General features: G+C 63.7%; 24 protein-coding genes, 1 tRNA gene and 1 other RNA gene. 16 read left to right on the top strand and 10 right to left on the bottom strand.

The window, feature by feature from the left end:
• The first annotated feature begins 18 nt into the window (after positions 1 to 18).
• Together K2Y42_RS20270 and K2Y42_RS20265 are read left to right on the top strand one after the other, a co-directional pair.
• The gene (locus K2Y42_RS20270) at positions 19 to 480 is read left to right on the top strand and encodes a mobile mystery protein A (protein WP_291156306.1); all 462 of its coding nucleotides are present in this window, start codon (positions 19 to 21) and stop codon (positions 478 to 480) included.
• On the top strand, positions 473 to 1,066 hold the full coding sequence (locus K2Y42_RS20265) for a mobile mystery protein B (RefSeq protein ID WP_291156303.1): 594 nt from the start codon (positions 473 to 475) through the stop codon (positions 1,064 to 1,066). Before K2Y42_RS20270 ends, K2Y42_RS20265 begins: the two co-directional genes overlap by 8 nt.
• A 62-nt stretch (positions 1,067 to 1,128) precedes the next feature.
• On the opposite strand, the gene K2Y42_RS20260 is transcribed toward K2Y42_RS20265, so the two are convergent.
• From K2Y42_RS20260 to K2Y42_RS20245, 4 genes are all read right to left on the bottom strand, one after another.
• A complete protein-coding gene (locus K2Y42_RS20260; RefSeq protein ID WP_291156301.1) occupies positions 1,129 to 1,944 on the bottom strand; it encodes a metallophosphoesterase in 816 nt (271 codons plus the stop codon).
• A 154-nt stretch (positions 1,945 to 2,098) separates the two neighbouring features.
• A complete protein-coding gene (locus tag K2Y42_RS20255) occupies positions 2,099 to 2,557 on the bottom strand; it encodes a DUF1772 domain-containing protein (protein ID WP_291156298.1) in 459 nt (152 codons plus the stop codon).
• A gap of 51 nt (positions 2,558 to 2,608) precedes the next feature.
• Positions 2,609 to 3,316, bottom strand: a complete 708-nt coding sequence (locus K2Y42_RS20250) for a class I SAM-dependent methyltransferase (RefSeq protein WP_291156296.1) — start codon at positions 3,314 to 3,316, stop codon at positions 2,609 to 2,611.
• Positions 3,317 to 3,405: 89 nt separating this feature from the next.
• Positions 3,406 to 3,882, bottom strand: coding sequence for a nuclear transport factor 2 family protein (locus K2Y42_RS20245; RefSeq protein ID WP_291156293.1), 477 nt, complete (start codon positions 3,880 to 3,882; stop codon positions 3,406 to 3,408).
• A gap of 142 nt (positions 3,883 to 4,024) precedes the next feature.
• Between K2Y42_RS20245 and K2Y42_RS20240 the strand changes: the two genes are divergently transcribed.
• Positions 4,025 to 4,969: a LysR family transcriptional regulator gene (locus K2Y42_RS20240; RefSeq protein ID WP_291156290.1), complete on the top strand. Its 945-nt coding sequence runs from the start codon at positions 4,025 to 4,027 to the stop codon at positions 4,967 to 4,969.
• A 158-nt stretch (positions 4,970 to 5,127) separates the two neighbouring features.
• Here K2Y42_RS20240 and K2Y42_RS20235 read toward each other — a convergent pair.
• From K2Y42_RS20235 to K2Y42_RS20225, 3 genes are all read right to left on the bottom strand, one after another.
• Positions 5,128 to 5,214: transfer RNA gene (locus K2Y42_RS20235), tRNA-Leu, on the bottom strand.
• Positions 5,215 to 5,282: 68 nt separating this feature from the next.
• Positions 5,283 to 6,005, bottom strand: coding sequence for a ceramidase domain-containing protein (locus K2Y42_RS20230; RefSeq protein WP_291156287.1), 723 nt, complete (start codon positions 6,003 to 6,005; stop codon positions 5,283 to 5,285).
• An 83-nt stretch (positions 6,006 to 6,088) separates the two neighbouring features.
• Positions 6,089 to 6,649: a thioredoxin family protein gene (locus K2Y42_RS20225; RefSeq protein WP_291156284.1), complete on the bottom strand. Its 561-nt coding sequence runs from the start codon at positions 6,647 to 6,649 to the stop codon at positions 6,089 to 6,091.
• A 343-nt stretch (positions 6,650 to 6,992) separates the two neighbouring features.
• Between K2Y42_RS20225 and K2Y42_RS20220 the strand changes: the two genes are divergently transcribed.
• Positions 6,993 to 9,269, top strand: coding sequence for a bifunctional diguanylate cyclase/phosphodiesterase (locus K2Y42_RS20220; RefSeq protein WP_291156281.1), 2,277 nt, complete (start codon positions 6,993 to 6,995; stop codon positions 9,267 to 9,269).
• Positions 9,270 to 9,306: 37 nt separating this feature from the next.
• On the opposite strand, the gene K2Y42_RS20215 is transcribed toward K2Y42_RS20220, so the two are convergent.
• Complete coding sequence (locus tag K2Y42_RS20215) at positions 9,307 to 10,323, bottom strand: tetratricopeptide repeat protein (protein WP_291156278.1); 1,017 nt, start codon at positions 10,321 to 10,323, stop codon at positions 9,307 to 9,309.
• Positions 10,324 to 10,638: 315 nt separating this feature from the next.
• Here K2Y42_RS20215 and K2Y42_RS20210 point away from each other — a divergent pair, with 315 nt between their 5' ends.
• Entirely contained in the window at positions 10,639 to 11,067 is a 429-nt protein-coding gene (locus K2Y42_RS20210) for a DUF2852 domain-containing protein (protein ID WP_291156275.1), read from the top strand.
• Between the two features lie 166 nt (positions 11,068 to 11,233).
• Positions 11,234 to 11,995 carry an ATP-binding protein gene (locus K2Y42_RS20205; RefSeq protein WP_291156272.1) on the top strand — a complete coding sequence of 254 codons (762 nt, stop codon included), beginning with the start codon at positions 11,234 to 11,236 and terminating at the stop codon, positions 11,993 to 11,995.
• Between the two features lie 29 nt (positions 11,996 to 12,024).
• On the opposite strand, the gene K2Y42_RS20200 is transcribed toward K2Y42_RS20205, so the two are convergent.
• Positions 12,025 to 12,867, bottom strand: coding sequence for a pentapeptide repeat-containing protein (locus K2Y42_RS20200; protein WP_291156269.1), 843 nt, complete (start codon positions 12,865 to 12,867; stop codon positions 12,025 to 12,027).
• A 510-nt stretch (positions 12,868 to 13,377) separates the two neighbouring features.
• Here K2Y42_RS20200 and K2Y42_RS20195 point away from each other — a divergent pair.
• Positions 13,378 to 13,722, top strand: a complete 345-nt coding sequence (locus K2Y42_RS20195) for a hypothetical protein (protein WP_291156266.1) — start codon at positions 13,378 to 13,380, stop codon at positions 13,720 to 13,722.
• Between the two features lie 39 nt (positions 13,723 to 13,761).
• Here K2Y42_RS20195 and K2Y42_RS20190 read toward each other — a convergent pair whose 3' ends face one another.
• On the bottom strand, positions 13,762 to 17,412 hold the full coding sequence (locus K2Y42_RS20190) for a hydantoinase B/oxoprolinase family protein (RefSeq protein WP_291156262.1): 3,651 nt from the start codon (positions 17,410 to 17,412) through the stop codon (positions 13,762 to 13,764).
• 137 nt (positions 17,413 to 17,549) lie between these two features.
• Here K2Y42_RS20190 and K2Y42_RS20185 point away from each other — a divergent pair, with 137 nt between their 5' ends.
• The 9 genes from K2Y42_RS20185 (at position 17,550) to K2Y42_RS20145 (ending at position 24,937) form a co-directional block, all read left to right on the top strand.
• A complete protein-coding gene (locus K2Y42_RS20185) occupies positions 17,550 to 18,278 on the top strand; it encodes a TerB family tellurite resistance protein (protein ID WP_291156258.1) in 729 nt (242 codons plus the stop codon).
• Positions 18,275 to 19,063: an N-acetylmuramoyl-L-alanine amidase gene (locus K2Y42_RS20180; RefSeq protein WP_291156255.1), complete on the top strand. Its 789-nt coding sequence runs from the start codon at positions 18,275 to 18,277 to the stop codon at positions 19,061 to 19,063. Before K2Y42_RS20185 ends, K2Y42_RS20180 begins: the two co-directional genes overlap by 4 nt.
• A gap of 186 nt (positions 19,064 to 19,249) precedes the next feature.
• Entirely contained in the window at positions 19,250 to 20,641 is a 1,392-nt protein-coding gene (locus tag K2Y42_RS20175) for a glycerate kinase (RefSeq protein WP_291156252.1), read from the top strand.
• A gap of 78 nt (positions 20,642 to 20,719) precedes the next feature.
• Positions 20,720 to 21,099, top strand: an RNA gene (gene rnpB, locus K2Y42_RS20170) — RNase P RNA component class A.
• Positions 21,100 to 21,264: 165 nt separating this feature from the next.
• On the top strand, positions 21,265 to 21,525 hold the full coding sequence (locus tag K2Y42_RS20165; RefSeq protein ID WP_291156249.1) for a hypothetical protein: 261 nt from the start codon (positions 21,265 to 21,267) through the stop codon (positions 21,523 to 21,525).
• A 146-nt stretch (positions 21,526 to 21,671) separates the two neighbouring features.
• On the top strand, positions 21,672 to 21,968 hold the full coding sequence (locus K2Y42_RS20160) for a hypothetical protein (protein ID WP_291156246.1): 297 nt from the start codon (positions 21,672 to 21,674) through the stop codon (positions 21,966 to 21,968).
• Positions 21,969 to 22,738: 770 nt separating this feature from the next.
• A complete protein-coding gene (locus K2Y42_RS20155) occupies positions 22,739 to 23,143 on the top strand; it encodes an AprI/Inh family metalloprotease inhibitor (protein WP_291156243.1) in 405 nt (134 codons plus the stop codon).
• A 175-nt stretch (positions 23,144 to 23,318) separates the two neighbouring features.
• Complete coding sequence (locus K2Y42_RS20150) at positions 23,319 to 23,618, top strand: hypothetical protein (RefSeq protein WP_291156240.1); 300 nt, start codon at positions 23,319 to 23,321, stop codon at positions 23,616 to 23,618.
• A gap of 443 nt (positions 23,619 to 24,061) precedes the next feature.
• On the top strand, positions 24,062 to 24,937 hold the full coding sequence (locus K2Y42_RS20145; protein ID WP_291156237.1) for a hypothetical protein: 876 nt from the start codon (positions 24,062 to 24,064) through the stop codon (positions 24,935 to 24,937).
• The last annotated feature ends 27 nt before the right edge of the window (positions 24,938 to 24,964 follow it).

Below are 24,964 nucleotides of genomic sequence, written 5' to 3'. Positions count from 1 at the left end.
GAAGTTAGGCTACAGCCTATGGACGCAACGCTACGCACCCGTGCCCGGACCCGCCTTGATGAGCGGCTTGAGCATCTGCGCCCTGACGGGCTCGCGCCCCCGCCGAAGGGCTGGATCAAAGCCATCCGCGAAGCCCTCGGCATGACGGGGCAGCAGTTCGCCGCCCGCATGGGCATCAAGCCGCCCACAGTCATCGATCTCGAAAAATCAGAAGCCCTCGGGACCATCCAGCTCAAGACGCTCAGCCGTGCCGCCGACGCGCTCGGATGCAAGCTCGTCTACGCCCTCGTGCCGAAGACACCGCTGCAAGATACCGTCGATGCGCGTGCGCGCAAGATCGCGCTGCGGGCACTCAAGCGTGTGGCTCACTCCATGAAGCTGGAAGACCAGGCCGTAGGTGACTCCGATCTGGAGCGCCAGATCCAGAACTACATCCGGCAGCACATTAAAGACCGAGACCTGTGGGCCGAGCGTGACTGATCTCTTCGACGAACCGGACGACGCCACGCCGCTGGCGCCCGACGAGCGCGAAGGGCTTCGTCAGACATGGATCACGCTTCGCAGCGAACTCAACGCTGCCGAGCAGGACAATATCGTCAACGGCGCGACCTGGGCGCGCCGGCCGCGGCAGGTTCGTCGCGAACCGCTCAACGATGGATTTGCGAGAACCCTTCACAAGCGCATGTTCGGCGATGTGTGGTCGTGGGCCGGAACATACCGCCTCACTGAGAGGAACATTGGCGTCGACGCCCGCCGCATCCCAAACGACACCATCATGATGTTCGACGATGTGCGCTATTGGCGCGACAATAATACGTTCCCGCCGGATGAACTCGCCGTCCGCCTTCATCACCGGCTCGTCTACATACACCCCTTTCCCAACGGAAACGGAAGGCACGCACGGCTCATGGCCGATCTGCTGATCGAACGTTCGGGCGGAGAGCCTTTTTCCTGGGGCGGCGGTACGCTGCACGATACCGGCGAATTGCGAGAGCAATACGTTGCAGCCCTGAGAGCGGCCGATGATCACAACATTGAGCCTTTACTCGCCTTCGCCCGTTCGTAATTTCGATAGCTACCTCTGAACTGGATGACGGCGGGTAGTTCTCAGGGAACCCGCGCCCGATCTCAAAGGTCAAAGTGCGCCCTGGGTGTAAAATTCCGGGCGCTCGCATCCTTGCCTTCGAACCCACGGCAGTTGGCATGAAGGACCGTATCTTCAATGCGGTAAGTCTTCTGGATGTGCGTATGACCGTGAATCCAGACGGGCACGTTCTGCCACGTTGCGATATCTGCATCGAGGTTGCTCGCATACGCGCCGTCGACGCCGTTCCCGGTATGGCGCGGGTTTAGCCCTTTCAGACTCGGCGGGTGATGAGAGATGACGACCGTTCTGCGCCCGTTGGCCTGTGCCACATGCTCTTTGAGCGTATGCCAGGATTGATCGAAGGCATCGAGAGCGTCTTCCGGCTGGAATTTAGCCAGTTTCTCCCTGCCCTCATCGTCCCTTGTGCGCTTCTTGACGAAGAAGAACTCACCGCATTTGCGGCGCACGCTGTCCACGCAGGCCTGACTTCGACCCTCGAAGTCGGTCCAAAGCGTCGTGCCGAAGAAGCAGACGCCTTCGATCTCTACATGCCCATTATTCAGTACCGTGATCCCCGGCAGGAAGCGCCTGAGCACATCCACAGTCGTATCGAAGATGCCGTCATAATGGTCGTGATTGCCCGGCACGAGGATCACATGCGCGAAGTTCGCATGCGCGCTGTCGATGAAGCGCATCACACGGCTACGCTGATCGACGCTGTACTTGTCGGCCCGTCCCGGGTCGAGGCGGGCCGCGTGACATAGATCGCCGGCAATGATCAGAACGTCGCCTTTCGGAAGGCGGCCTTGGAAATCCTGGGTCTCAAGATGTAGATCGCTCAGGTAATGGCAGCGCATGACGGCTCCGCGTTCGAATCGGTGCCTTGAGCATGGCGCGAGAAGACTGGGTTGTCGGTTAAGGCGCGTTAACGCCTTCTGAAAGCGAGCCCGCCGGAAGCGGCTGCTATTGCGGGGCTCATGGCTTCGGCGATAGCAGCCGCGAAGCGTTATTCTATTTGAGAGCAGGCCAGAGGGCGGCGGTCATAAGGCAGGCATATGCGCCGAGGCCTAGCAGTGCCCGGATGACATGCTGAGCTGCCCACCTGTCGCGAAGCTGCGACCAGTTCGCCGGGATCGTCGAATCGGTCCAGCTTTGAATCTGTGCGTTCAGCGGTAGCTGCCGTCCCATTGTGAGTGCCATGTCAGCCAGCAGCAACACAACGGCAATCACGGTCAGTATGCGTGGAAGGCCCGAGCCCACAGCGACGGCTGCAGCGGCGACAACGAAGCCGAGATTGGCCAGCCCTACAACCGGCATCACGCACCGGAAGGCCTTGTCCCGCATCTGATGCATCGCGACGTACTGGCTGGCGCTCAGGTCCGCTATGCGATGATCGTGGATCAGAGCCGATACATAGATGCCGGCGACGAGGCCTGAAAGGCCGAGAGCAGTTTCAAGAAGGAGGAGCACGGCGAACTCCCTAGGACACTCATGAGAGGCAAGTGGCGGTGTCGAGACATCTCACGCAAGCCAGGCCCGGGCGAGATAATGGCCACCAGAGCTTTGCACATGCTCGCAAGCCCAGCCCTGTTCTGCGGCAACACCGGCAAGTGTCGTGTAATCGATTTGCAGGACTGAGAACGGATCACCGTTACGGCCCTTGTACTCGAAGCGCAGGTCGAGTTCGCCGAAGTACCGGCCGGCCGCCTCCCTGCGGGCGATCTCGGCACGGCGTGACGAGTCGGCGCCCACTCTCAGATCGAACGAGTCTGCAATCAACTGGCCCTCCGGCGCCAACAACAGGCGCATCCGTTCCAGAAAGCGCGGCAGGTCCGCGAGGCGCCCGACCTTGTCGAGCCCGTTACACAGGTTCACAATCGTATCGAATGGACCACCTTCAAATTCGTAGAGATCCGCGACCACTGCTTTACGCACCCCACGCTCTCGCATGACGGCGACGCAGTCAGAGGAAATATCGATTGCCGTGACGTCGAGCCCACGGCGCTGCAGCTCAAGCGTATGCAGACCGGCACCCGCACCGACATCGAGTACCCGGCCGCGGCACAGATCGAGAGCCAGCGCTTCGAGCGGTTCGATATGTTCCCGCAGCCAGAACGCAGCAGGCACATCGTCTCGGGTGCTATCCTGGTAGCAAATCAGCACGGCGTCTTTGTCGCCGCGAAAGCAGTCGAGCAGCGCAGCCCCGTGAGGGTCATAAGCATCTTTCATGGAATACCACCGGTGTTGGCCGCCGCAGCATAGGGTTCGCGGGCGCGAAGATTGCTGACGCCAGCCGGGAGCTTGGTCACTTAATGGGTTCACGCGTTTCCGCGAGCCAAGGCCGCTGCCTGCTGCAGAGTTACAGAGCGCACCAAAGGGTCGGCATGGCGATGGATCAACTGCCACTCGGCCCCGTGCTGGCGATAGACCTCAGTTACCCGCAAGGACCAGTCCTGGTTCGGCAGACCGCCAACCTCGGCCGTTTGGCGCTCGATCATCACGAGAACGACCATTGTGTCGACTTCGTAGAACTGCGCGACTTCGAGTGTGGTTTTACCGTTGCGGAAGTACCGCGACAGCTGGTCCAGCCTCTGAGCGCTCCTGTCAAAGCCGTGAGTGGCCGGCCCCCCGAACGGTTGCATCAGTGTGAAATCAGGCGCGGTGCGCGTCATCTCTGCCCAATCATCCATGTCGCCGCGCATGAATGCCGCGTTTTTCTGTTCCGCAAGACGGATGAGCCCCGCCGCCGCGCCGCTGCCTCCCGCCCCGGCGGGCAATGCTGCTGACAATGCCATTGTCGTTCCTCCTGCGAGCGCCAAGCGTCTCGTTACGATGGGTGTTTGCTGCATGAGATGTTCCGGTTTGTTTAGTCAGCGCGTGTCTTGCGCTCTTATGGGGTTGGCTAGATTATGAATCCAATGATACGATTTCATCGATATGCTGAATGAAATCGACCTCTCCAGAACTGACCTCAATTTGCTCGTGCTGTTCGAGGCCGTGCTCCGCGAGCGCCATGTCGGCCGGGCGGCCGAGCGGTTGAACTTGTCGCCGTCGGCCATCAGTCACGGGCTGGGGCGCCTTCGACGCGTGCTCAATGACCCGTTGTTTCTCCGAACGCCCAAAGGCGTGGTGCCCACGGAGCGAGCGACCGAACTCGCGAGGCCTATTGCCGACATCCTCGCGCAGGTCCGCAGCGTCCTTGCGACAGCTGAGCCCTTCGACCCCAGATCGTCTGGGCGCCGTTTCACCATAGGTGCACCGGACGGTGTGTCGGCTGCCATCCTGCCGGCACTTCTGCAGGCGGTCAGACGTGAGGGACCGTTGATCGATATCGCGCTGCGCCAATTGCTTCCTGAGGGCGGTGTGCCCTACGAGCGCGCCTGGCAACCGGCCCTCGATGCGCTTGAAGCTCGCGTTATCGACGTCGCGATCGTGCCGATTCACGAAACCCCGGCCAGATTTACGGATCACGTTCTCTATGAGGAGGAATTCGTTATCGCAGCGCGTGCGAAGCACCCTTACGCCAGGTCGCTAAGCCTGAAGAGATTCTGCGAGACGGGACATCTGCTTGTTTCGATGACTGGCGATGCTCACGGCTTTGTTGATGCCTCGCTCGCAGAACGGGGACTGAAGCGCCGGATCGAGCTGACGGTCCCGAACTTCTCAATGGCACTTGCAATCATCGCAGAGTGCGACCTGATCGCGGCGCTTCCCAAGAAACTTGTTGCGGCACACGCCGCCCGGTTCGGAATAGTCGCCGTCAAGTCGCCTCTGCCAGCCCGGCGCGACAAGATCCGTTCTGTTGCCTCCAATGCAGCGCTGAGGGACGGCGGGGTGGCCTGGCTGTTCGAGCTTCTGCAGAAGGTTTCAATTCCAAGGTGATCGGCTCCGCGAGTTGGAGGTGCAATGACACCCTCAGCCGATCTCTTACGCTTCAAGTCGCTGTCAGCCAGTCAAGCAATCTGCTACCCCAGTGCTACCCCGAGGGCATTTGCTACCCCGACCGGAATCTTCTCCAATCCATATCTCGTTGATTTTGTTGGTGCGGACGGAGGGACTCGAACCCTCACGACGTTGCCGTCTCAGGATTTTAAGTCCTGTGTGTCTACCGATTCCACCACGTCCGCGTGCGGGGCGCCGCGCCGAGGGGGCGGGCGGCCTTTATGCCCTTAGCCGCTAGGCAACTCAAGGCGGCTCACTCCGCCGGTCGGGGCGCGCCGTAGCGGATCATGGCGCGCAAAAGCAGATAGAGGGTCAGCGCGTTCAAGCTGTGCCAGAGGAAATGCGTGCCGCGAACATGGCCGCCGTAGGCCGTCAGTTCGCAGAGCTCCAGGTCCAGCGTCCGGAAGGTCATCGACAGAAGGAAGACTCCGGCTGCCGCGGCGAGGGTTTTCCACGCCGGATGCCTGACGATCGCGAGGCCGATCGTCGTCAGCACAAGAGCGAGGAAGGCGGGCACGTATTGGGCCGTGCCGTTGAGGCAGCGCGCGCCCTTGCGGGCCGTGATCGGCAGCAGCTCGCCCTGCGCGCACTGAATGGTTCCGGCGTACTGGAACGCCAGGACAAAGAGTGCAAGGCCGACTGCAATTCCGATCCAGCTCAAGCGGAAGAAGCGCCGCAAGAGCACGGCCAGGTAAACGAGCATGAAGGTCGCGATCGGGATGACGTCGGCGAGCTGCGCCCAGCGCGTCGCGTAGGTGTGAAACAGGAAGCTGCCGACGCCGATGACATAGGTGATCGCAATCAAGACCAGCGCGGACACCCGCCTGCGTTCCGCCGGCATCGCGAAATAATCGCGCGTTGCGACAGCGGCCGCGATGATGAACGCGGCGTTCGTCACGGCATTGAGCGGCTCAGCCCAGAATGACGGATCGCTTCCGCGCTCGCAGTAGATGAAAAACTTCTGGCCGAAGTCCATGCGCGGTTTTCCCAAATCAATCGTGCTGCGGAGCCGCGGAAATATGGCGCGGGCGCTTCCGCGCCTGCCGTTTTCGAATGCCGTCAGTTCTCGGCGCGCTTGTCCGGCATGGCGGGCGCGGCTGCAGATTTGGCCGCCTTCTGCATGAGCGTGCGCAGCTCGGCCGGATCGTCGAGGTCGATGGTGTGCGGATACTCGGGGTCTTTGCCGCGCAAGTCCTTCATGACATCCCCTTCCGGCGAATAGAAGATGGTGCGCGGAACATAGGTGCCGTCGGGCGAGAATGCGCCGTTTGCGTTCGGTTCGGTATCAACATCGACCAGGATCATCACGAGATCGCGCGCCGCGGCGACCACGCCGGGGTCTTTCCAGACCTGGCGATAGCGCTTGCACGAGGCACACCAGGAAGCGTGGAAGACCATGACCACGGTTTTGCCCGTGCGCGTCGACTCCTGAATGCCCGGGCCGACATTCCGCCATTCAATTTCAGCGCCGTTCCAAAGCTCGGCCATCGGCGGCGGCGCGGCGGACGCGCGCGCGAAAGCCCCGGCGCCCGCCAAAACGAGCAGCGCAGCGACCAGCCGGATACTCGTGGCCCACGAGGCAGTCGGTGTTAAGAGGGCGTTAGCCTTGATGATTGGCATTGGGTCTCCTTGGTCTAGGTATTTTTCCCTCGTCCCGGGAGACAGCGCAAGGGCGTCCGTTGTCCGCTCGCACATCCGGCCGAACCGGGGCAGGCGACCGGCTGGCCGCCGCATTGCCCGTACTTCGGGGCCGCGCCGCGCGCCGAGCCGCTCCATCAGATGGCCTGCGGATTTTCTACAGAATACCGTCCCGGCTCATCCCGCGCGCGGCGCCACCGGATTTCGGGAACGGCGGGGGTGAAACGAAGCAGGCATTTACCGCTTCCTCACCATGTTCACGCGGGATTCCCTTAAGTTTCTACAGGCATTGTTTGCCGTCAGTCTTTGTGTCGGACGGAACCCTGTGACCGCGTCTCTCCGAAGTTTCGCACCATTGCCGGGTGCTGCAAAAGCATCGCGCTCGCCCCGGCCGTTGCGGGGGCTGACGATCGGCTGCGGCCTGATGGTGTTGCTGATTGCGCTTCTGGTCGCGTGCTTCGCGTTGTGGTCGGCCACGCGCAGCGACCAGCTTTTCCAGAAACGGCTGGAGCAGACCGTTGCCCTTGCGCTGTCCAAGAGCGAGCAGCAGATTCCTTACGACCAGGAGAGCGTTGCGCATTGGGACGAGGCCGTCACCAACACGCGCGTGTTCAACCGCACCTGGGTGGACATCAATCTCGGCGTCTGGATGTACGACTACTTCAAGCACGACCGGGTCTACATCGTCGATGCCAAGCAGCGCGTGATCTATGCGATGGCCGACGGGCATCAATTGGACACGAACGGCGATTTGGCCAGCGCGGCGATCCGAAACCTCATCACGCAACTCCGCCAGTCCATCGCGCGCGGGGCCATTGACGCCTTCGATGCGGGACAGGCGCGCATGCCGCGCATGGAAGACCTCGGCGTCATCGACCAGCGCCCGGCCATCATCAGCGCCATGCCGCTGCTGCCCCACACGAAGCAGGTCACGCAGGAGCAGGGAGCCGAGACGCTCATCGTCAGCGTCCGCTTTCTGGACCGGAACTTCCTGTTCGACCTCGCCACGACTTACCTGCTCGACGGCGTGCGCTATTCCGCCTCGAACGATATCGACGCCACCGAGCAGTCGTATCCGCTGACGAACCGATCGGGCACCGTCATCGGCTACTTCATCTGGTCACCCAAGCTTCCGGGGGCGACGATCCTGTCCGATCTGCTCCCGGTACTCGGCGCGGGCTTGTTCGCGATCGGTGCAGCCATTGGCATCCTTATCCGCCGCCTCGGGCAGACCTACTCCGAGCTCGAGACCAGCGAAGCGCAGGCGATGCACCTCGCGTTCCACGACACCCTGACCGGGCTTCCCAACCGGGCCTTTTTCAACGACCGCCTCGAAACGGCGCTGGAAGACGTGCGCTCCGGCAAAACGCAGCTTGCGCTGATGTTCCTCGATCTCGACCGCTTCAAGCAGGTCAACGATACGCTCGGGCACGCCGCCGGCGACGCGCTCATCCGCGAGGTCGCCGCGCAGCTCAGCTCCGTGCTCGGACCGGGCGACATCGTCGCGCGCATGGGCGGGGACGAATTCGCCCTCGTCATGCTCGACGCCTACAGCCAGCAAGACGTCGAAGACGCCTGCCACAAGATCGTCGAGCATGTTTCGAAACCCTTCAACGTGCTGGGCAGCCAGGCCATGGTCGGCGTGAGCATCGGCGTCGCGATGGCGCCCGCATGCGGCACCGAACGCAGCGAGCTCTCCCGCAAGGCCGATATCGCGCTCTACCAGGCCAAGCGCGACGGTGGACAGCGGGCCCAGTTCTTTACCGGCGAGATGAGCGAAATCGTCGGGCGCCGTCACGCGCTCGAGATGGAGTTGCGCCAGGCGCTCGAAAGCGGACGCGATCTCGAAGTTGTCTATCAACCGCTCTTTGCCGCCAGCAGCATGACGTTGTGCGGCGTCGAGGCGCTGGCGCGGTGGAACCACCCCACGCTTGGCGCGGTGCCTCCGCTCGTGTTCGTCTCTCTCGCGGAAGAGTGCGGGCTGATCGATAAGCTCGGCGCATGGGTGCTCGCGAGAGCGTGCGACACCGCGCGGGCCTGGGATCTTGAGACGGTGGCGGTGAACGTCTCCGCCATGCAGTTCCGCCACCCGGGGTTCGCCCAGCGCGTGCTCGATGTGCTCGCGGCGACGGGCCTGCCGCCGCAGCGGCTCGAAATCGAAATCACCGAAAGCACGCTGCTGCAAGAGCATGGCGCGTCCAGCGGTTGCCTCAAAACTCTGCGCGCGCACGGCGTGCGCGTGGCGCTCGACGATTTCGGCACCGGCTATTCGTCGCTCAGCATGCTTTTGAATCTCGACGTTGACCGGATCAAGATCGACCGCTCATTCGTCCGCAATCTCGGCCAATCGGCGCAGTCCCGCTCGATCGTGCAAGCCATCGTCACGATGGCGCATGCCGTCGGCGTGTCGGTCACGGCGGAGGGCGTCGAGACGGCCGACCAGCGGGACATGCTGGTCTCCATCGGATGCGACAAGTTGCAGGGCTATCTGCTGTCGGCTCCGGTCTCCGCGCTCAAGCTCGTGGACATGCTTGTGCATGGCACGGCGCCGTCCGCCTCAACGCCGGAGACGGACACGGATCGCGACACGGCAGCTGCCTAGGCCGCAACCCGCGCGCAATCCGCGAACCTTGCGCCGTTTACTTCGGGCAATCGATCGCGATCGTTGTTTCCGCCGATGGAATGAAGCGGCGGCATTCCGTTGCGTCAGGCGCGTGCGCCGTTTTCGGTGCCGGTTCCGAAGCCGTGGACGCGGCGACCTTTGCGGGAGCCTTCGCGACGTCCTCCCCCAGCGCCGAGAGCCGGACGCGCGCCTTGTCCTGGGAGGCCCGCGCATCGATCGACTTCGATGAGATCTCCACCGCGCGGCGATAGCTGGCGATGGCGCCCGACGTGTCTCCTCGCGCCTCCTGGACCTCACCCTTCAAGGCGTGGGCTTGCGGAAACGTCTCCTTGAGGGAGATGGCCTTGTCGAGATCGGCCGTTGCGGCGTCGAAGCTCTTGGCGCGCACGGCGAGATAGGCGCGCGCATAGAACACCAACGCTTCGCCCGGCATCGCTGCGACGGCCTTGTCGGCTTCGATCTGAGCGGGGGCTTGCTCGCCGAGATCGGAAAGTACGATGGCGCGCATCGCCGTCGCCTTGGCATCCGCCGGATCGAGCGCGGTGGCGCGCTGCAGTTCGGAGAAGGCGCGATCGTATTCGGCACGCGCGCGAAAAACCTGAGCCCGATTGCGATGCGCCTCGGCGGAGCTGCCCTTCTTCTCGAGATAGAGGTCGAGATCGGCCAGCGATTGATCGCGCGCACCGCGCTCATGCTGGACGACAGCGCGGCTGAAGTACGTGTCAGCGTAAGCGGGGTTCGCGGCGATCGACTTGTCGAAGTCGGCCAGCGCCTTCTCGTAGTTGCCCGCGTTGAAGTACGACCAGGCGCGGTTGAAGTGGCCGATGTAAATCTGCTCGCGCGGCAGGCGTCCGCTGTTCATGACGCGCGTGCACGCGTCGGCACTCGTCTTGCGGTCGGCCGCCGTGCAGTCCGCGAGATCCTGCGTCATGCCGGCGAGTGCGGGACCGGCGAGCGCGGAACATGCCAGCAAGCCGAAGCACAGTGAAACCTGCGCACGGCGAAATCGGCTCGAGCGTTGGAATGGCAGCATTGGGTTCGCTCCATTTCGCGGGACACGCCCGCGGTTGCACACCTTCGATCGAAGACGCGACAGAACCGCAGCGCAGCTCCCGCGGCAGTTCCGGCCGGAACAGGCAGGATCGCAAATCGCCTGTCCTGCCCGCCCTGGAACGCGGGGCTCATAACCACCACGTTGAAAAGCGCCGCCCTCACACGCTGGAGCGCTCGCTTTCTCTTTTTTGCGCTCCCGCAGTGCGCCCCTCTTGACGAAGGGCCAGGGCTGATACACTTATGTTAATGTGATAAACATTCACATCTGAGGACTCACATTTTGGGGACCACGGCGATGCACGACATGGTTCTGAAACTCGACGACATCGGGCGGCCGGCATGGCTCGCGCTGATGGTGATGAGCTTCATTGTCTTCTGGCCGCTGGGACTTGCTGTCCTGGCATTTCTTCTATGGAGCGGACGCATGGGACGAGGATGGACACCTGGAGGTTGGGACCGCGGTTGGGGTTGCGGCTCTCACGGTCGCGGATCGTGGAAGCAGCGCGCTGCTGCCTGGGAGTCCCGCGGGTCGTCGGGCAATCGGGCGTTCGACGAGTATCGCGACGAGACTTTGCGCCGGCTCGAAGACGAGCAGCGCGACTTCCGGTCCTTCCTGGAGCGGCTGCGCCTTGCGAAGGACCGGGCGGAGTTCGACCAGTTCATGACCGACAGAAAAAATCGCCCGGCGGAACCCGGCGACGCGACGGGGGCTCCGCAGGCCTAAAAACGGGCCTTTCAGGCCGACACGACGGGGGCCGGCTGCCAGCCGGCCCTTTTGTCGCGGCCTGCCGATCTGGCGTATGCGGACTTTAGTAACACTTTCTAATGACACACCCTCTAGCTTCTTCTCACGTGCGGGCAATTCTGCCGGCCGTGGGGGACGAATTTCCATGTTCGCGCGACGCGCGATCGCTGGCTTGCTCTTGGGTGCGGGTCTTGTTGCCGCGACGGCATTGGCCTGGACCGGCGATGTTCTTGCGCATTCCGAAATCGCGCCGAAGGCGATGTTCTGGGGCGTCGCGCTGGCGCTTCTCGGCGGCGTGATCGGCTGGGAGTTCAAGAACCGGGCCGAGCAGGTCGAGGCGGTGACCGAAGAGATCGCGGCCGAGGCCGAGACCGACGCGCTCGTGCAGATGCTCGATGAAGCGCTGGCGAAAGCCGACGAGAAGCCACCGAACCGCGTCGAGCCGGTCAACCTCAGCGCGCTCCTCGCCCAGACGGGCAAGCGACATGGGCGAACGGATCTGGCCGATCTCAAGCCGGACGTCTACACGCTCGGAGATCCCGCCGCGATCTTTCAGCTTTTCCAGATCCTGATCACCAACGCCCTAGCGTCGGGATCGCGTGCGATCGTGCGGATCGACCATGGCAGCTCGCTGGTGGCCGTGCATATCGACGACGATGGCCCGGGCGTGCCGCGTGCCGAGCGCAGCAAGGTGTTCGAACCGCGTGCCTATCGCCGAGCGCCGCAAGGACAGCGCGCGCCGGAACGCGAGGCGTGCGTGAGAGCGCGCCAGATTGCGCGCAGCCACGGCGGCGACATTCTCATCTCGTGCTCTCCGGAGGGCGGGGCGCGCTTTACGGTCCACCTGCCGTTGCATATCGAAACCATCGACGCGGGCGCTGAGCTGCGCGTGGCCTCGGCATCGTGACGCTTGCGCGCCCGCCGGGTCGCGCTCGCTTAGCGGAACGCTTTGTCGAGATTGACCGCCTGATCCATCCCTTTGACGCTTTCCAGACCTTTGACGCCCGCGAGGTTGGCGCCGTCGAAATCCGCGCCCGTCACGTTTGCGCCGGAGAGGTTAGCGCCCGAAAAATCGACCTTCGAAAGATCGGCCTCAGACAGATTGGCGCCCGTCAGATCAGCTCCGACGAGGCTCGAAAAGGTCAGCACCGCGCGCGTGAGATCGGCCCGGCGCAACGTGGCGCCCGAAAAATTGCAGGACTTCAGAACGTTTCTCGCGAGCGTCACGAGCGTTCCCTGTCCGGGGCGGCCTTCAAGCGGGCTGAAATTCGCGGACGTCAAATCGGCGCCGCGAAAATCGGCGCCCGACAGGTCCGCCTGGACGCGGATGCCCGTGAGATTCGATCCCGCGAACCGGGGCGCGTCGGCGTAGCTGTTGTGCATGTCGGAATAGACGGTGGGGCGATAGATCGAGGCGCCGCTCAGATTTGCGCCCGAAAGATCGGCGCGGATCAGCACGGCACGGTCGAGGCGCGCGTGGGAGATGTCGGCGCCCTTGAGGTTGGACCCTGTGAAATCCACGCCGTAGAGATCGGTGCGCGCGAGGCTCGCCTGCTTGAAGTCGAGGCCGGACAAATCGAGGTAGGTGAGATCGCGCCCGGCGTAGTCCAGCCGCTCTCCCGCCTTCGCCTTGAAGAGGTCTTGCGTGATCTGACGGACCGTGAAATCGGCATCGGGAGACACGTTCTCGTCGCCCGCACGAAGGCCCGTCGCGGCAGAGGCTGCAACCGCCACCGCCAAGACCCAACGCCGTGCTTGCCGAAGAAAGACAGCCGCCATGAGTTCGCTCCGCCGCGGCCCGCCAGCCGCGGCTTTCCTAAATGTATGATCCCGCTTCCGGATGACCAGGGCAAGCGGCCACTTTTTGCGGCCTTGCGACAGCCGGCCAGGTGTGTCCCTGCGAACGCTCGCGACTGGAATCCGGCCGCCCCTGCTTTTCGTGCCCGCCACGGCATGCTTTGAAAGACCTTGGACTTTCTCTCGGCAGCACCGGCGGTGTGCGGCGCAGTTGTGGATCGCACGCGTGGTGTCGAACACGGTACTCAACAAGACGCGGTGCATGGCGCCAAACATGTTGCCGAAAACGGCTGGGGGAGTTGGACACGGCGACCCTAGCCCCCATGTTGGTCATCAGCCGGGCTTCATCCGGCTGCGGCCTCATCAAGGGAGACTGGACCTGAACGGACAGCAACGAGCGGCGGCGCGACCTTTGTGCTTCGGGTGGCGTCATGGCGAGCCGTTTCCGGCCGGGCAACCTCGCGCGCTCAAGCGTCCGGTTCCGGTGCTCTCATGACCGACTTCTGCATCCAGATTCATACCGATCGCGCGCCCGGTCTCGACCTCGGCGCCGTGCGGGAGGCGTGCGCCGTGCTCGCCCAGGACAAGTGCCTGGTGAAGTGTTTTACCGTCATCGAGAAGGGGTGCGACGACCACTTCAACATCATGTTCAAGACGGAGCAGCCGCGCGCATTCTGGGACGTGTTGTCGATGGTGCTCTTCAAGTGCGGAACGCACGGAGCCGCGCTGCGGAATGCCGCGATCATCATGTGCGAAGGCAACCAGGGCTGGGACGATTATCGCCTGCTGCATCACTACGATCCGGCGCAGGCAATCGACAAATGCTGCCACAAGTGATCGTCTGCGCAGGCTGAGCCGCTGAGCCTGGCCGCGTCGCTACGGCTTTCCGACGCCGCCTCCCGTCGGCGTCGAAATCTCAATCGCATCGCCCGCCGCGAGCTCCACGTTCGCACAGCCAGGTAGCTTCTCCACCGTGCCGTTGGCGCGCAGAACCGCGTTGCGGCCCGATTCGCCCGGCGCGCCGCCCGCGAGGCCAAACGGGCGCACGCGGCGAAAACCGGACAGGATCGCGGCGCGCATCGGCTCAAGGAACCGGATGACGCGCAGCGTGCCGTCTCCGCTCGTCCATCGGCCCTTGCCGCCCGAGCCGCGGCGGATCGCGAAGCGCTCCAGCAGCACTGGGTAGCGGGTTTCCAGGATCTCGGGATCTGTCAGGCGCGTGTTCGTCATGTGGACATGCACGGCGGCGGCACCGTCGAAGCCCTTGCCGTCGGCATCGAAGCCCGCCGGCGCGCCGGAGCACAGCGTCTCGTAGTACTGCACGCGCGCGTTGCCGAAGGTGAGGTTGTTCATCGTGCCCTGCGCCGAGCCCATGGCGCCGAGCGACGCAAACAGCGCGTTCGTGATGACTTGGCTCGTCTCGACGTTGCCGGCAACGACGGCGGCCGGAAAGACCGGCTTCAGCATCGAGCCTTCCGGCAGAACGATCTCGATGGGCCGCAGGCAACCCGCATTGAGGGGGATGGGCGCGTCGAGAAGCACGCGGACAACATAGAGCACGGCGGCGCGCGCCACCGGAGCGGGCGCGTTGACGTTGGTGGGCTGCTGCGGCGACGTGCCGGTGAAATCCACCTTCGCCGCGCGGCGGGCGCGATCGATCGTGACCCGCACCTCGATGGCCCAACCGTCGTCCGTCTCGACGCGGAAGTGGCCGTCGTCGAGGCGGCCGATGAGCTGGCGGACGGCCTCCTCGGCGTTGTCCTGCACATGGCCCATGTAGCGCGCGACGCCATCGGCGCCGAATTCCGATGCCAGCCGCATCAGCTCGCCCGCGCCGCGCGTGTTGGCCGCCACCTGGGCCTTGAGGTCAGCGATGTTCTGGGCCGGATTTCGCGCGGGATAGCGCGCGCGCGTCAACAGATCGAAGGTTTCGCGTTCAAGGAATGCGCCACCGCGCACGAGCGGTACGCAGTCGATGTAGACGCCCTCCTGCTCGATCGACGTCGCGTCCGGGCTCATGGAGCCGGGCGCGATGCCGCCGATGTCGGCATGGTGGCCGCGGCTCGCCGCGTAGAACGACGGCTTGCTCGCGCCGGGCAGAAACACGGGGCTCACGACGGTGATGTCCGGGAGATGCGTGCCGCCGTCGTAAGGCGCATTCAGCATGTACACGTCGCCGGGCGCAAAGGCGTGGCCACGCTCGCGGATCACCGTTTCGACCGCGCTTTCCATGCTGCCGAGATGGACGGGAACATGCGGCGCGTTGGCCACCAGATGGCCCGACGCGTCGAAGATGGCGCACGAGAAATCCAGGCGCTCCTTGATGTTCACGGATTGGGCTGTCGCGCGCAGCGCCTCGCCCATCTCCTCCGCTATCCCCATGAACAGGTTGCCGAAGACCTCGACGAGCACCGGGTCCGCGCGATCGCCGATGTCAACGCGCTTGCTGTTTCTCTCGGAGGCGGCAGCGAGACGTGTGACGACGAGATCGCGGCCGAGGGTCATTTCCGCCGTCCAGCCGGGCTCGACGACGACGGTCTGGTTCGTCTCGACGACGATGGCGGGGCCAGGGATCGTCTGGCCTGATGCGATCTCGTCGCGCCGCCACACGCCTGCCTCATGCCAGGCGCCGTTCGAGAAGAAGCGCGTCCGTGCCGCGGCGGATGCCGGGGCGGACGGCTGCTCGTGCGCGGATATCAGCGGCTCGCGCGGGGCCTCGCTTTCGACCTCGACCATCGCGATGTGAATGGGCTTTTCGGGCGAGCTGAAACCGAAGCGCTGCACGTGCGCCGCTTCGAAGGCGCGCTGAAGCGCGGCAATCTGCGTGTCGCCGTTCCCCTCCTTGGACCCAGGAGGGAAAGATACAGGCAGCGCGACGTCGGTTGCCGCGTAGCGCAGGTGGAGCGTGGTCTCCGAGCGCGCGACCTCGCGCGCGCCCTGGTCCGCAAGCTCATCCGCCGTCTCGCGGATCATCGCGTGCGCAACCGCCTGCGCGGCTGCGAGCCCGGCCGTGTCGAGCGGGACTTCCAGCGTGCGTTGCCGGCTGGCGCGGACCACCGAATGGCCGATGCCGTAGGCCGACAGCAAACCCGAGAACGGATGGATCAGCACCTGGCTCATGCCGAGCGTCTCCGCCATCAGGCACACGTGCTGTCCGGCGGCCGACCCGAAGCCGTTCAGAAGGTAGCGAGAGACGTCGTAGCCGCGCTCGACGGAGATCTTCTTCACCGCCTTCGCCATGTTCTCGACGGCGATGCGGATGAACCCGTCGGCCACCTGCTCCGGTGAGCGGCCGTTGCCGATCGTCCGCGCGAGATCCGCAAAAGCCTGCCGCACGCGCGCCGCGTCGATCGGCGCGTCGCCTGACTGCCCGAACACGCGCGGCAGAAATGCCGGGTCGAGCTTGCCAAGCATGACGTTAGCGTCGGTCACGGTGAGCGGCCCGCCGCGGCCGTAGCAGAGAGGCCCCGGATCCGAGCCGGCACTTTCCGGCCCGACCTGAAAGCGTCCGGCCTCATACTTGAGGATCGATCCGCCGCCGGCCGCAACCGTGTGAATACGCAGCATCGGCACGCAGAGACGCACGCCCGCGACCTCGGTTTCGAAGGTGCGCTCGTAGACGCCGTGCGCATGCGAGACGTCGGTCGATGTGCCGCCCATGTCGAAGCCGATGACGCGATCGAAACCCGCGCGCCTTGCCGTTTCGACGGCGCCGACGACGCCGCCCGCGGGGCCCGAGAGGATTGCGTCGCGGCCGAAAAAGTGCGCGCGCGTCTTCAACCCGCCGGACGAGGCCATGAACACCAGCCGCGTTTCAAGCTCTCCCGTGAAGGCGCGCGCGACGCTTTCCGTGTAGGCGCGCAGAATAGGCGACAGGTAGGCGTCGGCGACAGTGGTGTCGCCGCGCGGCACGATCTTGATCAGGGGCGCGACCGCGTGGCTGACGGAGATCTGCGTGAAGCCTGCCTCGCGGGCGAGCGCTTCGGCGCGCAGCTCGTGATCCGGAAACGCGTAAGCATGCATGAAGACGATGGCGACGCTCGCGTAGCCCTCGCCGCGTGCCGCCGCGAGATCGGCGGCGAGCGCGGCCTCATCGAGCGGCGTCACCACGTGGCCGTCGGCGCGCACGCGCTCGGATGCGGAGATCACGCGCCCGTAGAGCATGTCCGGCTTGACGATGCGGCGGGCAAAGATGTCCGGCCGCGCCTGGGTGCCGATCTCGAGCTGATCTTCGAGGCCGGCGGTCATGACGAGCACAGTCGGCGCGCCCTTGCGTTCGAGCAGCGCGTTGGTGGCGACCGTGGTGCCGATCTTGACGGCGCGAACCTGGCCGGCCGGGATCGATGCTCCGGGCGGCAGACCCAAAAATCGCCGGATGCCCTCGGTGGCCGCATCCGCATAGAGATGCGGCGCGGCCGACAGCAATTTGAGCGCCGACAGACGACCTTCGGGCGTCACCGCCACGATGTCCGTAAAGGTGCCGCCGCGGTCGATCCAGAACTGCCAACCGCCGCGCTCGCGCTCCATTCGCCCAACCATTTCCGTGGCCCGATCAGCCGTGGCTATCGGTGCCATCAGCCGAGGTCAACTGCCGAACATGAAATTTAGTCCATGCCCTTCATCACACCCTTCATCACCGGCCCAGAAGCAGGTATGGGTCTTTCATGCCCCTCGACAGCCTCCCATCTGATAGCGAACCTGAGCGGCCCCGCGGCGGGCGCGCGTGCTGGGCTGATTTCGTTGGCCGTTGGTGGCCAGGCCTCGGCAATCTGATCCGTCCGAAGCCCGTCCACCAGACGGCCGCGTTCTCGGCCGCGATCATCGCGCTTGCGGCCAAGATGGCCAAGGCGGACGGCGTGGCGGTGAAAATCGAATGCCAGACGTTCGAGCGCTTCTTCGAACCTGCCCCGCATGAGATCCCTCGCATTCGCCAACTTTACCAGCTGGCGAGCCAGGATACGGCCGGCTTCGAGCACTATGCCGAGAGCATCGCGCGCATGCTCAAGGACGATCACGATCTCAAGATCAGCGTGCTCGAATGCCTGCTCATGATCGCCTGCGCGGATGGCATCATGCATCCGGCCGAGGAAGCGTTTCTGCGCACGGTCGGGCACACCTTCGGCATCACCTGCGAGGAATTCCGCAAGATCAAGGCGCCGTTCCTGCGCGAGATCGACGATCCGTATGACGTGCTCGGGGTCAATCCCTCCGCGTCTGCGCAGGAAGTCCGGACGCGCTACATCGATCTCGTGCAGCGGTTCCACCCCGACCGCCTGATTGCGCGCGGCGCGCAGGCGGCCCTCGTCAAGGCCGCGACGCTCAAGCTGGCGGCGATCAACGCAGCCTATGAAGCGATCCTCGCCGGGCGCCGCCTCCAAGGGGACCGGGCGTGAACGTCAGCGTCATCGAACGGCCCGACAGCTCTCTCGTCGCCGACCTTCACCCCTCGCCCAACATCGAGCCACGCAGGCCCGGCTTCGCGCCGTCGATCGTGATCCTGCACTACACCGGGCTTTTGACGGTCGAGCGCGCGCTTGACGTTCTCTCGCGCCCTGATTGCAAAGTCTCGTGCCACTACGTGATCGACGAAGGCGGCCGCATCGTCCAGATGGTGGCCGAGGACAAGCGGGCGTGGCACGCGGGGCTTTCCTCGTGGCACGGCGAAACGGACATCAATTCGGCGTCGATCGGCATCGAGATCCAGAACCCGGGCCATATGCACGGCTACCCCGAATTTCCGGACGTGCAGATGCGGGCGGTGGCGGCGCTTTGCCGTGACCTCGCTCTTCGCCATGATATTGCGCCCGAGCGCTTCCTCGCACATTCGGATGTCGCGCCCGGCCGCAAGATCGATCCGGGCGAGAAGTTCGATTGGCCGTGGTTGTACGGGCAGGGCATCGGACATTGGGTTCCGCCGGCGCCGTTCGACGCAGACAACATTGGGCCGCCGCTCGAGTCCCGCTCGGCGGACGTCAGGCGGGCGCGGGCTCTGCTCGCAGCCTACGGATACAAGGTCGATCCCGACGGGCCCTACGACGCCGACCTCAGGACGGTCCTGCGGGCCTTCCAGCTTCACTTCCGCCCGGCGTGCACGGACGGGCGCCTGGACCGCTCGACCCTGGACACCCTTTCGCGGCTCCAGCTCCCCGAAAGCCGCAAAGATGGCCGGTTTGTGTGATTAATCCTGACAATTGAATTCACCGCATAAACGGCTTCAACTGTGGCTCTCTCGTACAATCAGCAAGCGCATCTGTCGCGGCTCAGGACACTGGCCTCGCGGCGGATGTTTGTTGCATTGTGAACACAAGCTCGACCAAAGTCGAAGCCGGGCACAAATATCAAGACGCTGCGAGAGGGGAACCCAATGAAGATCGTCATCGCCCCGGATTCCTTCAAGGAAAGCCTGACTTCGCTCGAGGTTGCCTCCGAGCTGGAAGCGGGTCTCAAGCGGGTGTGGCCGGACGCCGAGTACGTGAAGGTGCCGATGGCCGATGGCGGCGAGGGCACCGTGCAGTCTCTCGTGGACGCGACGGGCGGGCGGATCATCAAGTGCGCCGTTTCAGGTCCGCTCGGCCAGAAGGTGCTCGCGTCCTACGGCGTGCTCGGCGACGGCAAGACGGCTGTCATCGAGATGGCCGAAGCCTCGGGTCTGCCGCTCGTGCCGCGCAGCGACCGCGATCCGCTTCGCGCCAGCACGTTCGGCACGGGTGAGCTCGTTGCCGACGCGATCCATCGCGGCATCGAAGACATCATCGTCGGGCTCGGAGGCTCGGCCACGAACGACGGTGGCGCGGGCTTCGCACAAGCGCTCGGCGTGCTCTTTCTCGACAAGGACGGCGCGCCGATCACCGAGCCGCTCGGCGGCGGCGGTCTCGGCGAGATTCACGCGATCGACATGCGCTCCGTCAATCCGGGTCTTGCGAAAATCAAGATCAGCATCGCGTCGGACGTCACCAATCCGTTGACCGGCGAGAAGGGCGCGTCGGCGGTTTACGGACCGCAGAAGGGCGCGACCACAGAGATGGTGCAGATGCTCGACCGCAACCTCGCGCACTTTGCGGACCTGATCAAACGCAACCTCGGCCGTGACATTGCCGATCAGCCGGGCGCGGGCGCAGGCGGCGGCCTCGGCGCGGGCTTGCTCGCGTTCACCGACGCAACGATCAAACGGGGCGTCGAACTCGTCGTCGCCGCCACGAACCTCGACGACTACATGAAGGGCGCCGATCTCGCGATCACGGGCGAGGGCCGCGTCGACTTCCAGACCGCCTTCGGCAAGACGCCGGCGGGCGTCGCTCAATGCGCGCGCCGTCATGGCGTGCCGGTGGTGGCGATCGGCGGCGGGCTCTCCGATGACGCGAACGGCGTGTTCCAGCACGGCATCGACGGTCTCGGCGCGGCGACCGCCAACCCGATGCCGCTCGAAGTCGCGATCCTGAAATCGCGCGAGTACCTGCAGAATGCCGCCGAGCGCGTCGCGCGTCTGATCATGATCGGGCAGCGCATGGCCGGGGCTGCGCAATCGACCGAGGCGGCTGCCGTGACGGCGGCTCCAGCCGCTGCGGCGGCGGATACGGTCAACGGGGCAGCCCATCTCAACGGATCGGCGAGCGCCGCGCCGCTTCTCCTGCAGCCGATGACCCAGCGCAACAAGCCGGTGAAGCGCGTGCTGCGCGCCAAGCGCGTCCATGGGCTCACGCGAGCCGCGGTGGAACTGAGCCAGCGCCGCCGCCAGCGCCAGCCGATAGCGCCCTGAGCGCCTTTCTGTCGGCTGCATGCTCTGTGACGCCTTCCGCCTTGACGCGGCGGGCATAAGCGCCCTTATGTGCCCCTGTCAGCCGGCTGGACGGCCGCTGCCGCCGAGAGGCGGTGGAGGAAAGTCCGGGCTCCATGGAGACAGGGTGGCGGCTAACGGCCGCCGGGGGCGACCCCAGGGAAAGTGCCACAGAAAACAAACCGCCCGCCGGGCTTCGGCCCAGCGCGGTAAGGGTGAAACGGTGCGGTAAGAGCGCACCGCGCGACTGGCAACAGGAGCGGCACGGCAAACCCCACCCGGAGCAAGACCAAATAGGGGTGGCCACGTGCGGGGAAACCCGGCACGAAGGCGCGTCTTCACGCCCGTCACCCGGGTTGGTTGCTCGAGGCGTCCAGCAATGGGCGTCCCAGATGAATGGCCGTTCGCGACAGAACCCGGCTTACAGGCCGGCTGGCACTTTTCTCACCTGCGGCGATTGGTCGAAACGGATGACATTGTTTCGACAGATCATTGTATTCCATTGCTATTTTGGTGCTCAACAGAGGCGCCAAACCATTTCGGGCGCCACGCGTTAGACCAACGTCGGGGCCCAACCCACACCTCACGTCTCACAGGAGTAAATCATGAAAGCGATCCTTCCTTTGGCCGCTGCGTTTGCGCTCGTCGCAACCCCGCTCATGGCCCGCGACGACAGCTTCTCGGAGCCGGTCGGCCAGCGCGGCCCCGGCGGCCCTGGAATCTATGACCGGATCAGCGCCCACTACGGTCCGATGGGCCGGGATGTGAAGGAGGAGTTCCGCGACGGTCCCTGCAAGATCGAGCGCGAATGGGAGAAGGACGGCGACTACTACGAGCGCATCAAGTGCAAGGGTCCGCGCCACTAATCCAGGCGCAGCACTCGGATCCAGGCGCAGCACTGGGACCCTGAAACAGGGTCGTGCACCATAGAGCCGCAGTTGATTTGACAGGTCCCGCATCCGGGACTTTGATCAAGCCAACTGCGGTTCTGCTTTTTTGGGAGCATGGTCACATGAAACGCATCGTGGCAGTTCTGACATTGCTCGCCGCCGCCGCTTCGCCTGTCATCGCGGGTGGAGACTGGTACGATGACGACTATGACGACGGCGCGTATTACGAGCACCGCCACTGGCGCGGCGAGTACCGGGATGTGTACGGCGACCCGTATGGGTCTTCATCCGATGAGGTCTACATCCCCTACTACGGCGCTTACGTCGCCGATGAGCCGGTCTATCCGGCAAACTGCGAGATCGAGCGCAAATGGCGGCGCGGCCATTACCGCGAAAAGATCGAGTGCGACGACGATTGATCGGGCGGGTATCGAGATGGCTGCTTCTGACCCGAAGCGGACAACTCAAAGCCATTTGAGTCCACGTGACTGTCCCGCTGCAAGTAGCAGACCTAAGACGAGGTCAGTTTGATTTTTCAGGGCTCGCGTCGGGTTCGCAGTAGCCTCCTGGCTTTGAAGCGCCCGCTTCAATCATTTCGTTGAACATTGTCCATGCTGCGGTCCGTGCCCGCTCGCTAAGATCATGTGCACGATCGAGGGCACCGCCCTCAATCTCTCGCTTTACGAGTGTGTTGAGGTGGTTTATCCGCAAGCAGGCATTGGCCCACTTAGTAAGCTTTTCGGGATTCAAAGCGCAAATTCCTTCTGCTTCCTATAGGAATCGCACCGCATTTACATTTGCGATTCTGGCAGATGCATCTGGCGAACTACCAAACGCAGCAATACCACGCGAAGTTGGCGCGCAAGATGCCGGGACGTGCGGAAGTTAATGACTGCTGCTGGCCCATAGCGGACCTGAGCGAGCGCAGCATCTGTGGCACGCCTGACAGAGAGCGCGGGCAATCGTCCGCCGGATGTAATCAGTGCCTGACCTCTGGTCGAACGTGAATTCTGGGTTTAGTGAGACCGAGGCGCTAACAGCTCCGAAGGTCACCGTTTGGCGCGGGGAGCGACGGACGTCGCGCCGGTTTCGGCGACGTGTCGCATGCGAGACGATGGTGGATGACGAACAAATTCCGCCCCAATCGCGGCTCATGCCGGAGCGCCGAGCACAACCACGTGAGAGTGCCATGAGAGCCTGCCTTATCACCGCAAGTCTGCTTGTTGCCGCCGCTGCACCTGTTGGCGCCGCCGAAAAGCTTGCGCCGCCCGGCACGGTGGCGGAGATGCTGGGTGATGTCGGCGTCATGGCGAACGAGGCCGATGACCGCTGCACTGTTGCCCTATTCGAGGACACGGTCGAGCAGGGCTACAAGCTGACATTCTTCGACGATGGCGGCAAATGCGCTGCGGCCTTCCCGGTGATGGCGAAGGTCGTAGCCTGGCGCGTTTACACGGATGGCCGCATGGCCTTCGCCGATGAGGCAGGAAACGACCTCATCATCTTCAACAAGGGCAAGGGCTTCAAGCGCTCCGCGGCGAATGAGGTCGACGGCATCGTCTCCCTTCACGCCGCCCAGGAAGTCGCGGAGTAGCGCTATCCAAAATTCGAGCTGCCACCTAAACGCGTGGTTGCACCGAGGACCCATAGCCTCGGCTCAAAAAAAGTTGCCCTGGCTCACAGAGGACACGCCTGGATGCCCGCCACTTGGCAACTGGCAAACAGTGGACTAGCCTCGAAGTGGCCTGGAATTTGACAGGGGGGAGCAAATGCAGAGTCTCAAGTTGGGCTTGGTAGCCGGAGTTGCGCTGTGGGCTTTTTCGGTGACGGCACAGGCCGCCGATTGCACGAGAGTCGCGGCCATTGGTAACAACTTCACGCACGATGCCGCCGTGCTGTTCTCGGAAAACGCTCTCAAGAATACGATCGCCGGGCGAGGTCTCGTACCCAAGGGGCCAGTGAAGACCACCTGCGATTCAGGATCGGCGATGATCGAGTGCCACTCCTCGCAGATGGCCTGCAAGGGCGGGACGCCAGCGACCTGCTTAGGACCGTGGTTGTGCTTCTGAACCGGCGGGAGACGTGAGTCTCGCCTCACGGTTCTCGCATGGCAAATAATGCATCCTGCAATTTGTGGCCGATGGCAGGCGAGCGCGCCGTTTAGCAGCTAAGTCCCAATAGACGTCGACATCATGCAATCGGCGACGCGAGAGCGCCGCCGACCTTGTCCGAAATCGGGGAATGGGCGTCAGTCGCTCAGATATCGATCTTCCCGGCGATTTCGATCGCGTCGCCGATCTCGATGCCGAGGCACCTCACGACCGGTCCCGGCCAACCTCTTCCATCTATTGGTTACTGCCCGTCTATTTTGACTCTTGGCGGAAGTCGGAGAAACCTCCATTTAACCAAAGGTTAGCCGCCCTATAGATTTAAGCTGGTGTGACTTTACCTATGGCGGCAAGTTACTGGACCGTTGAAGAATTAATAGCCTAACGAGCAATTTCGCTCAGCGATGACGAGCAGCGGCCAAAATCCTGAGCCTTCGTCCTCTCAACGCGTGGTCGCGTGGTGGGATATAGACGTCCACATCGGGGCATTCCAAAAGCGTAAAGTGACTGCTCGCCCGCTCAAGGAGCTCGAGCGTGTGCTCGGTCATCGACTGCACGTCGAGGGCTGGTGCCGATACGACATCATGCCCGAAGGAATCTGGAAGATTGAGGCATTCAACTATCTCGATACCGCTGACCCGGCGTTGGCGGCCTACGCGACATTGAAGCAGTTGAGCGCTCTCTCGGGATGGTTCGGAACGTCCTGGCAAGGATACAATAGCGCAGCCACTGCACTCGTGGATGATCCAGATGAGGCCACGATATGCGCGTTCTACTGGAACCAACCGGATCAGCTTGACATGCGCCGATACCCGGCGTCGGGCGTCTTGCTTCGATTGGATGATCTGACGCGCAAGCCTTTAGACCAACGCGAACGATTTCATAGGTCGGCCCGACCGGTTGTAGGCGTTCCCTATGTTCCCCAATTGTGTGCAGACTATACGGTGGAGTTTACGGCTCACATCTCCTGCGATAGCCGGCAGGAGTTGCTTTCGCAGCATTGGCCCCGTCTGCGCGAGTCGAGATGGCCAAATGGAGTATCGGACTTTGAACTCGATACCAAATCCCACTTGGGGAAGCCAAATATCATACGCGTTCGGCAAATACTTCGCGGCGTGCGCGAACACGAAGCTGTCGCCCATTGCCTGTCCTTTGCTCAGAGCTTTCGAATCAAGCTCGACGGCAGTTCGGACTTCCACTTCGTCGGTGAGCGACAACCCAGTCGAACACAATCCGACGGTATCGTCGCGTTTGACATGAAGAAAACAATTGCCGATTGAGTCCGCTTCTGGCCCAGAGCAGAAGCG

This window comes from Hyphomicrobium sp., assembly GCF_019744875.1.
Lineage (GTDB): Bacteria > Pseudomonadota > Alphaproteobacteria > Rhizobiales > Hyphomicrobiaceae > Hyphomicrobium_C.
Note: the sequence above shows the minus strand (reverse complement) of the source record. Positions and strands in the feature narration are given on the sequence as shown.

What these genes read in the sequence shown, in the direction of transcription:
- K2Y42_RS20150 (WP_291156240.1), top strand. Translation starts at nt 23,319, where the DNA reads ATGCAGAGTCTCAAGTTGGGCTTGGTAGCCGGAGTTGCGCTGTGGGCT.
- K2Y42_RS20215 (WP_291156278.1), bottom strand. Translation starts at nt 10,323, where the DNA reads ATGCTGCCATTCCAACGCTCGAGCCGATTTCGCCGTGCGCAGGTTTCA.
- K2Y42_RS20200 (WP_291156269.1), bottom strand. Translation starts at nt 12,867, where the DNA reads ATGGCGGCTGTCTTTCTTCGGCAAGCACGGCGTTGGGTCTTGGCGGTG.
- K2Y42_RS20155 (WP_291156243.1), top strand. Translation starts at nt 22,739, where the DNA reads ATGAGAGCCTGCCTTATCACCGCAAGTCTGCTTGTTGCCGCCGCTGCA.
- K2Y42_RS20230 (WP_291156287.1), bottom strand. Translation starts at nt 6,005, where the DNA reads ATGGACTTCGGCCAGAAGTTTTTCATCTACTGCGAGCGCGGAAGCGAT.
- K2Y42_RS20190 (WP_291156262.1), bottom strand. Translation starts at nt 17,412, where the DNA reads ATGGAGCGCGAGCGCGGCGGTTGGCAGTTCTGGATCGACCGCGGCGGC.
- K2Y42_RS20210 (WP_291156275.1), top strand. Translation starts at nt 10,639, where the DNA reads ATGCACGACATGGTTCTGAAACTCGACGACATCGGGCGGCCGGCATGG.
- K2Y42_RS20195 (WP_291156266.1), top strand. Translation starts at nt 13,378, where the DNA reads ATGACCGACTTCTGCATCCAGATTCATACCGATCGCGCGCCCGGTCTC.
- K2Y42_RS20225 (WP_291156284.1), bottom strand. Translation starts at nt 6,649, where the DNA reads ATGCCAATCATCAAGGCTAACGCCCTCTTAACACCGACTGCCTCGTGG.
- K2Y42_RS20145 (WP_291156237.1), top strand. Translation starts at nt 24,062, where the DNA reads ATGACGAGCAGCGGCCAAAATCCTGAGCCTTCGTCCTCTCAACGCGTG.
- K2Y42_RS20165 (WP_291156249.1), top strand. Translation starts at nt 21,265, where the DNA reads ATGAAAGCGATCCTTCCTTTGGCCGCTGCGTTTGCGCTCGTCGCAACC.
- K2Y42_RS20245 (WP_291156293.1), bottom strand. Translation starts at nt 3,882, where the DNA reads ATGGCATTGTCAGCAGCATTGCCCGCCGGGGCGGGAGGCAGCGGCGCG.
- K2Y42_RS20160 (WP_291156246.1), top strand. Translation starts at nt 21,672, where the DNA reads ATGAAACGCATCGTGGCAGTTCTGACATTGCTCGCCGCCGCCGCTTCG.
- K2Y42_RS20240 (WP_291156290.1), top strand. Translation starts at nt 4,025, where the DNA reads ATGCTGAATGAAATCGACCTCTCCAGAACTGACCTCAATTTGCTCGTG.
- K2Y42_RS20260 (WP_291156301.1), bottom strand. Translation starts at nt 1,944, where the DNA reads ATGCGCTGCCATTACCTGAGCGATCTACATCTTGAGACCCAGGATTTC.
- K2Y42_RS20205 (WP_291156272.1), top strand. Translation starts at nt 11,234, where the DNA reads ATGTTCGCGCGACGCGCGATCGCTGGCTTGCTCTTGGGTGCGGGTCTT.
- K2Y42_RS20185 (WP_291156258.1), top strand. Translation starts at nt 17,550, where the DNA reads ATGCCCCTCGACAGCCTCCCATCTGATAGCGAACCTGAGCGGCCCCGC.
- K2Y42_RS20270 (WP_291156306.1), top strand. Translation starts at nt 19, where the DNA reads ATGGACGCAACGCTACGCACCCGTGCCCGGACCCGCCTTGATGAGCGG.
- K2Y42_RS20175 (WP_291156252.1), top strand. Translation starts at nt 19,250, where the DNA reads ATGAAGATCGTCATCGCCCCGGATTCCTTCAAGGAAAGCCTGACTTCG.
- K2Y42_RS20250 (WP_291156296.1), bottom strand. Translation starts at nt 3,316, where the DNA reads ATGAAAGATGCTTATGACCCTCACGGGGCTGCGCTGCTCGACTGCTTT.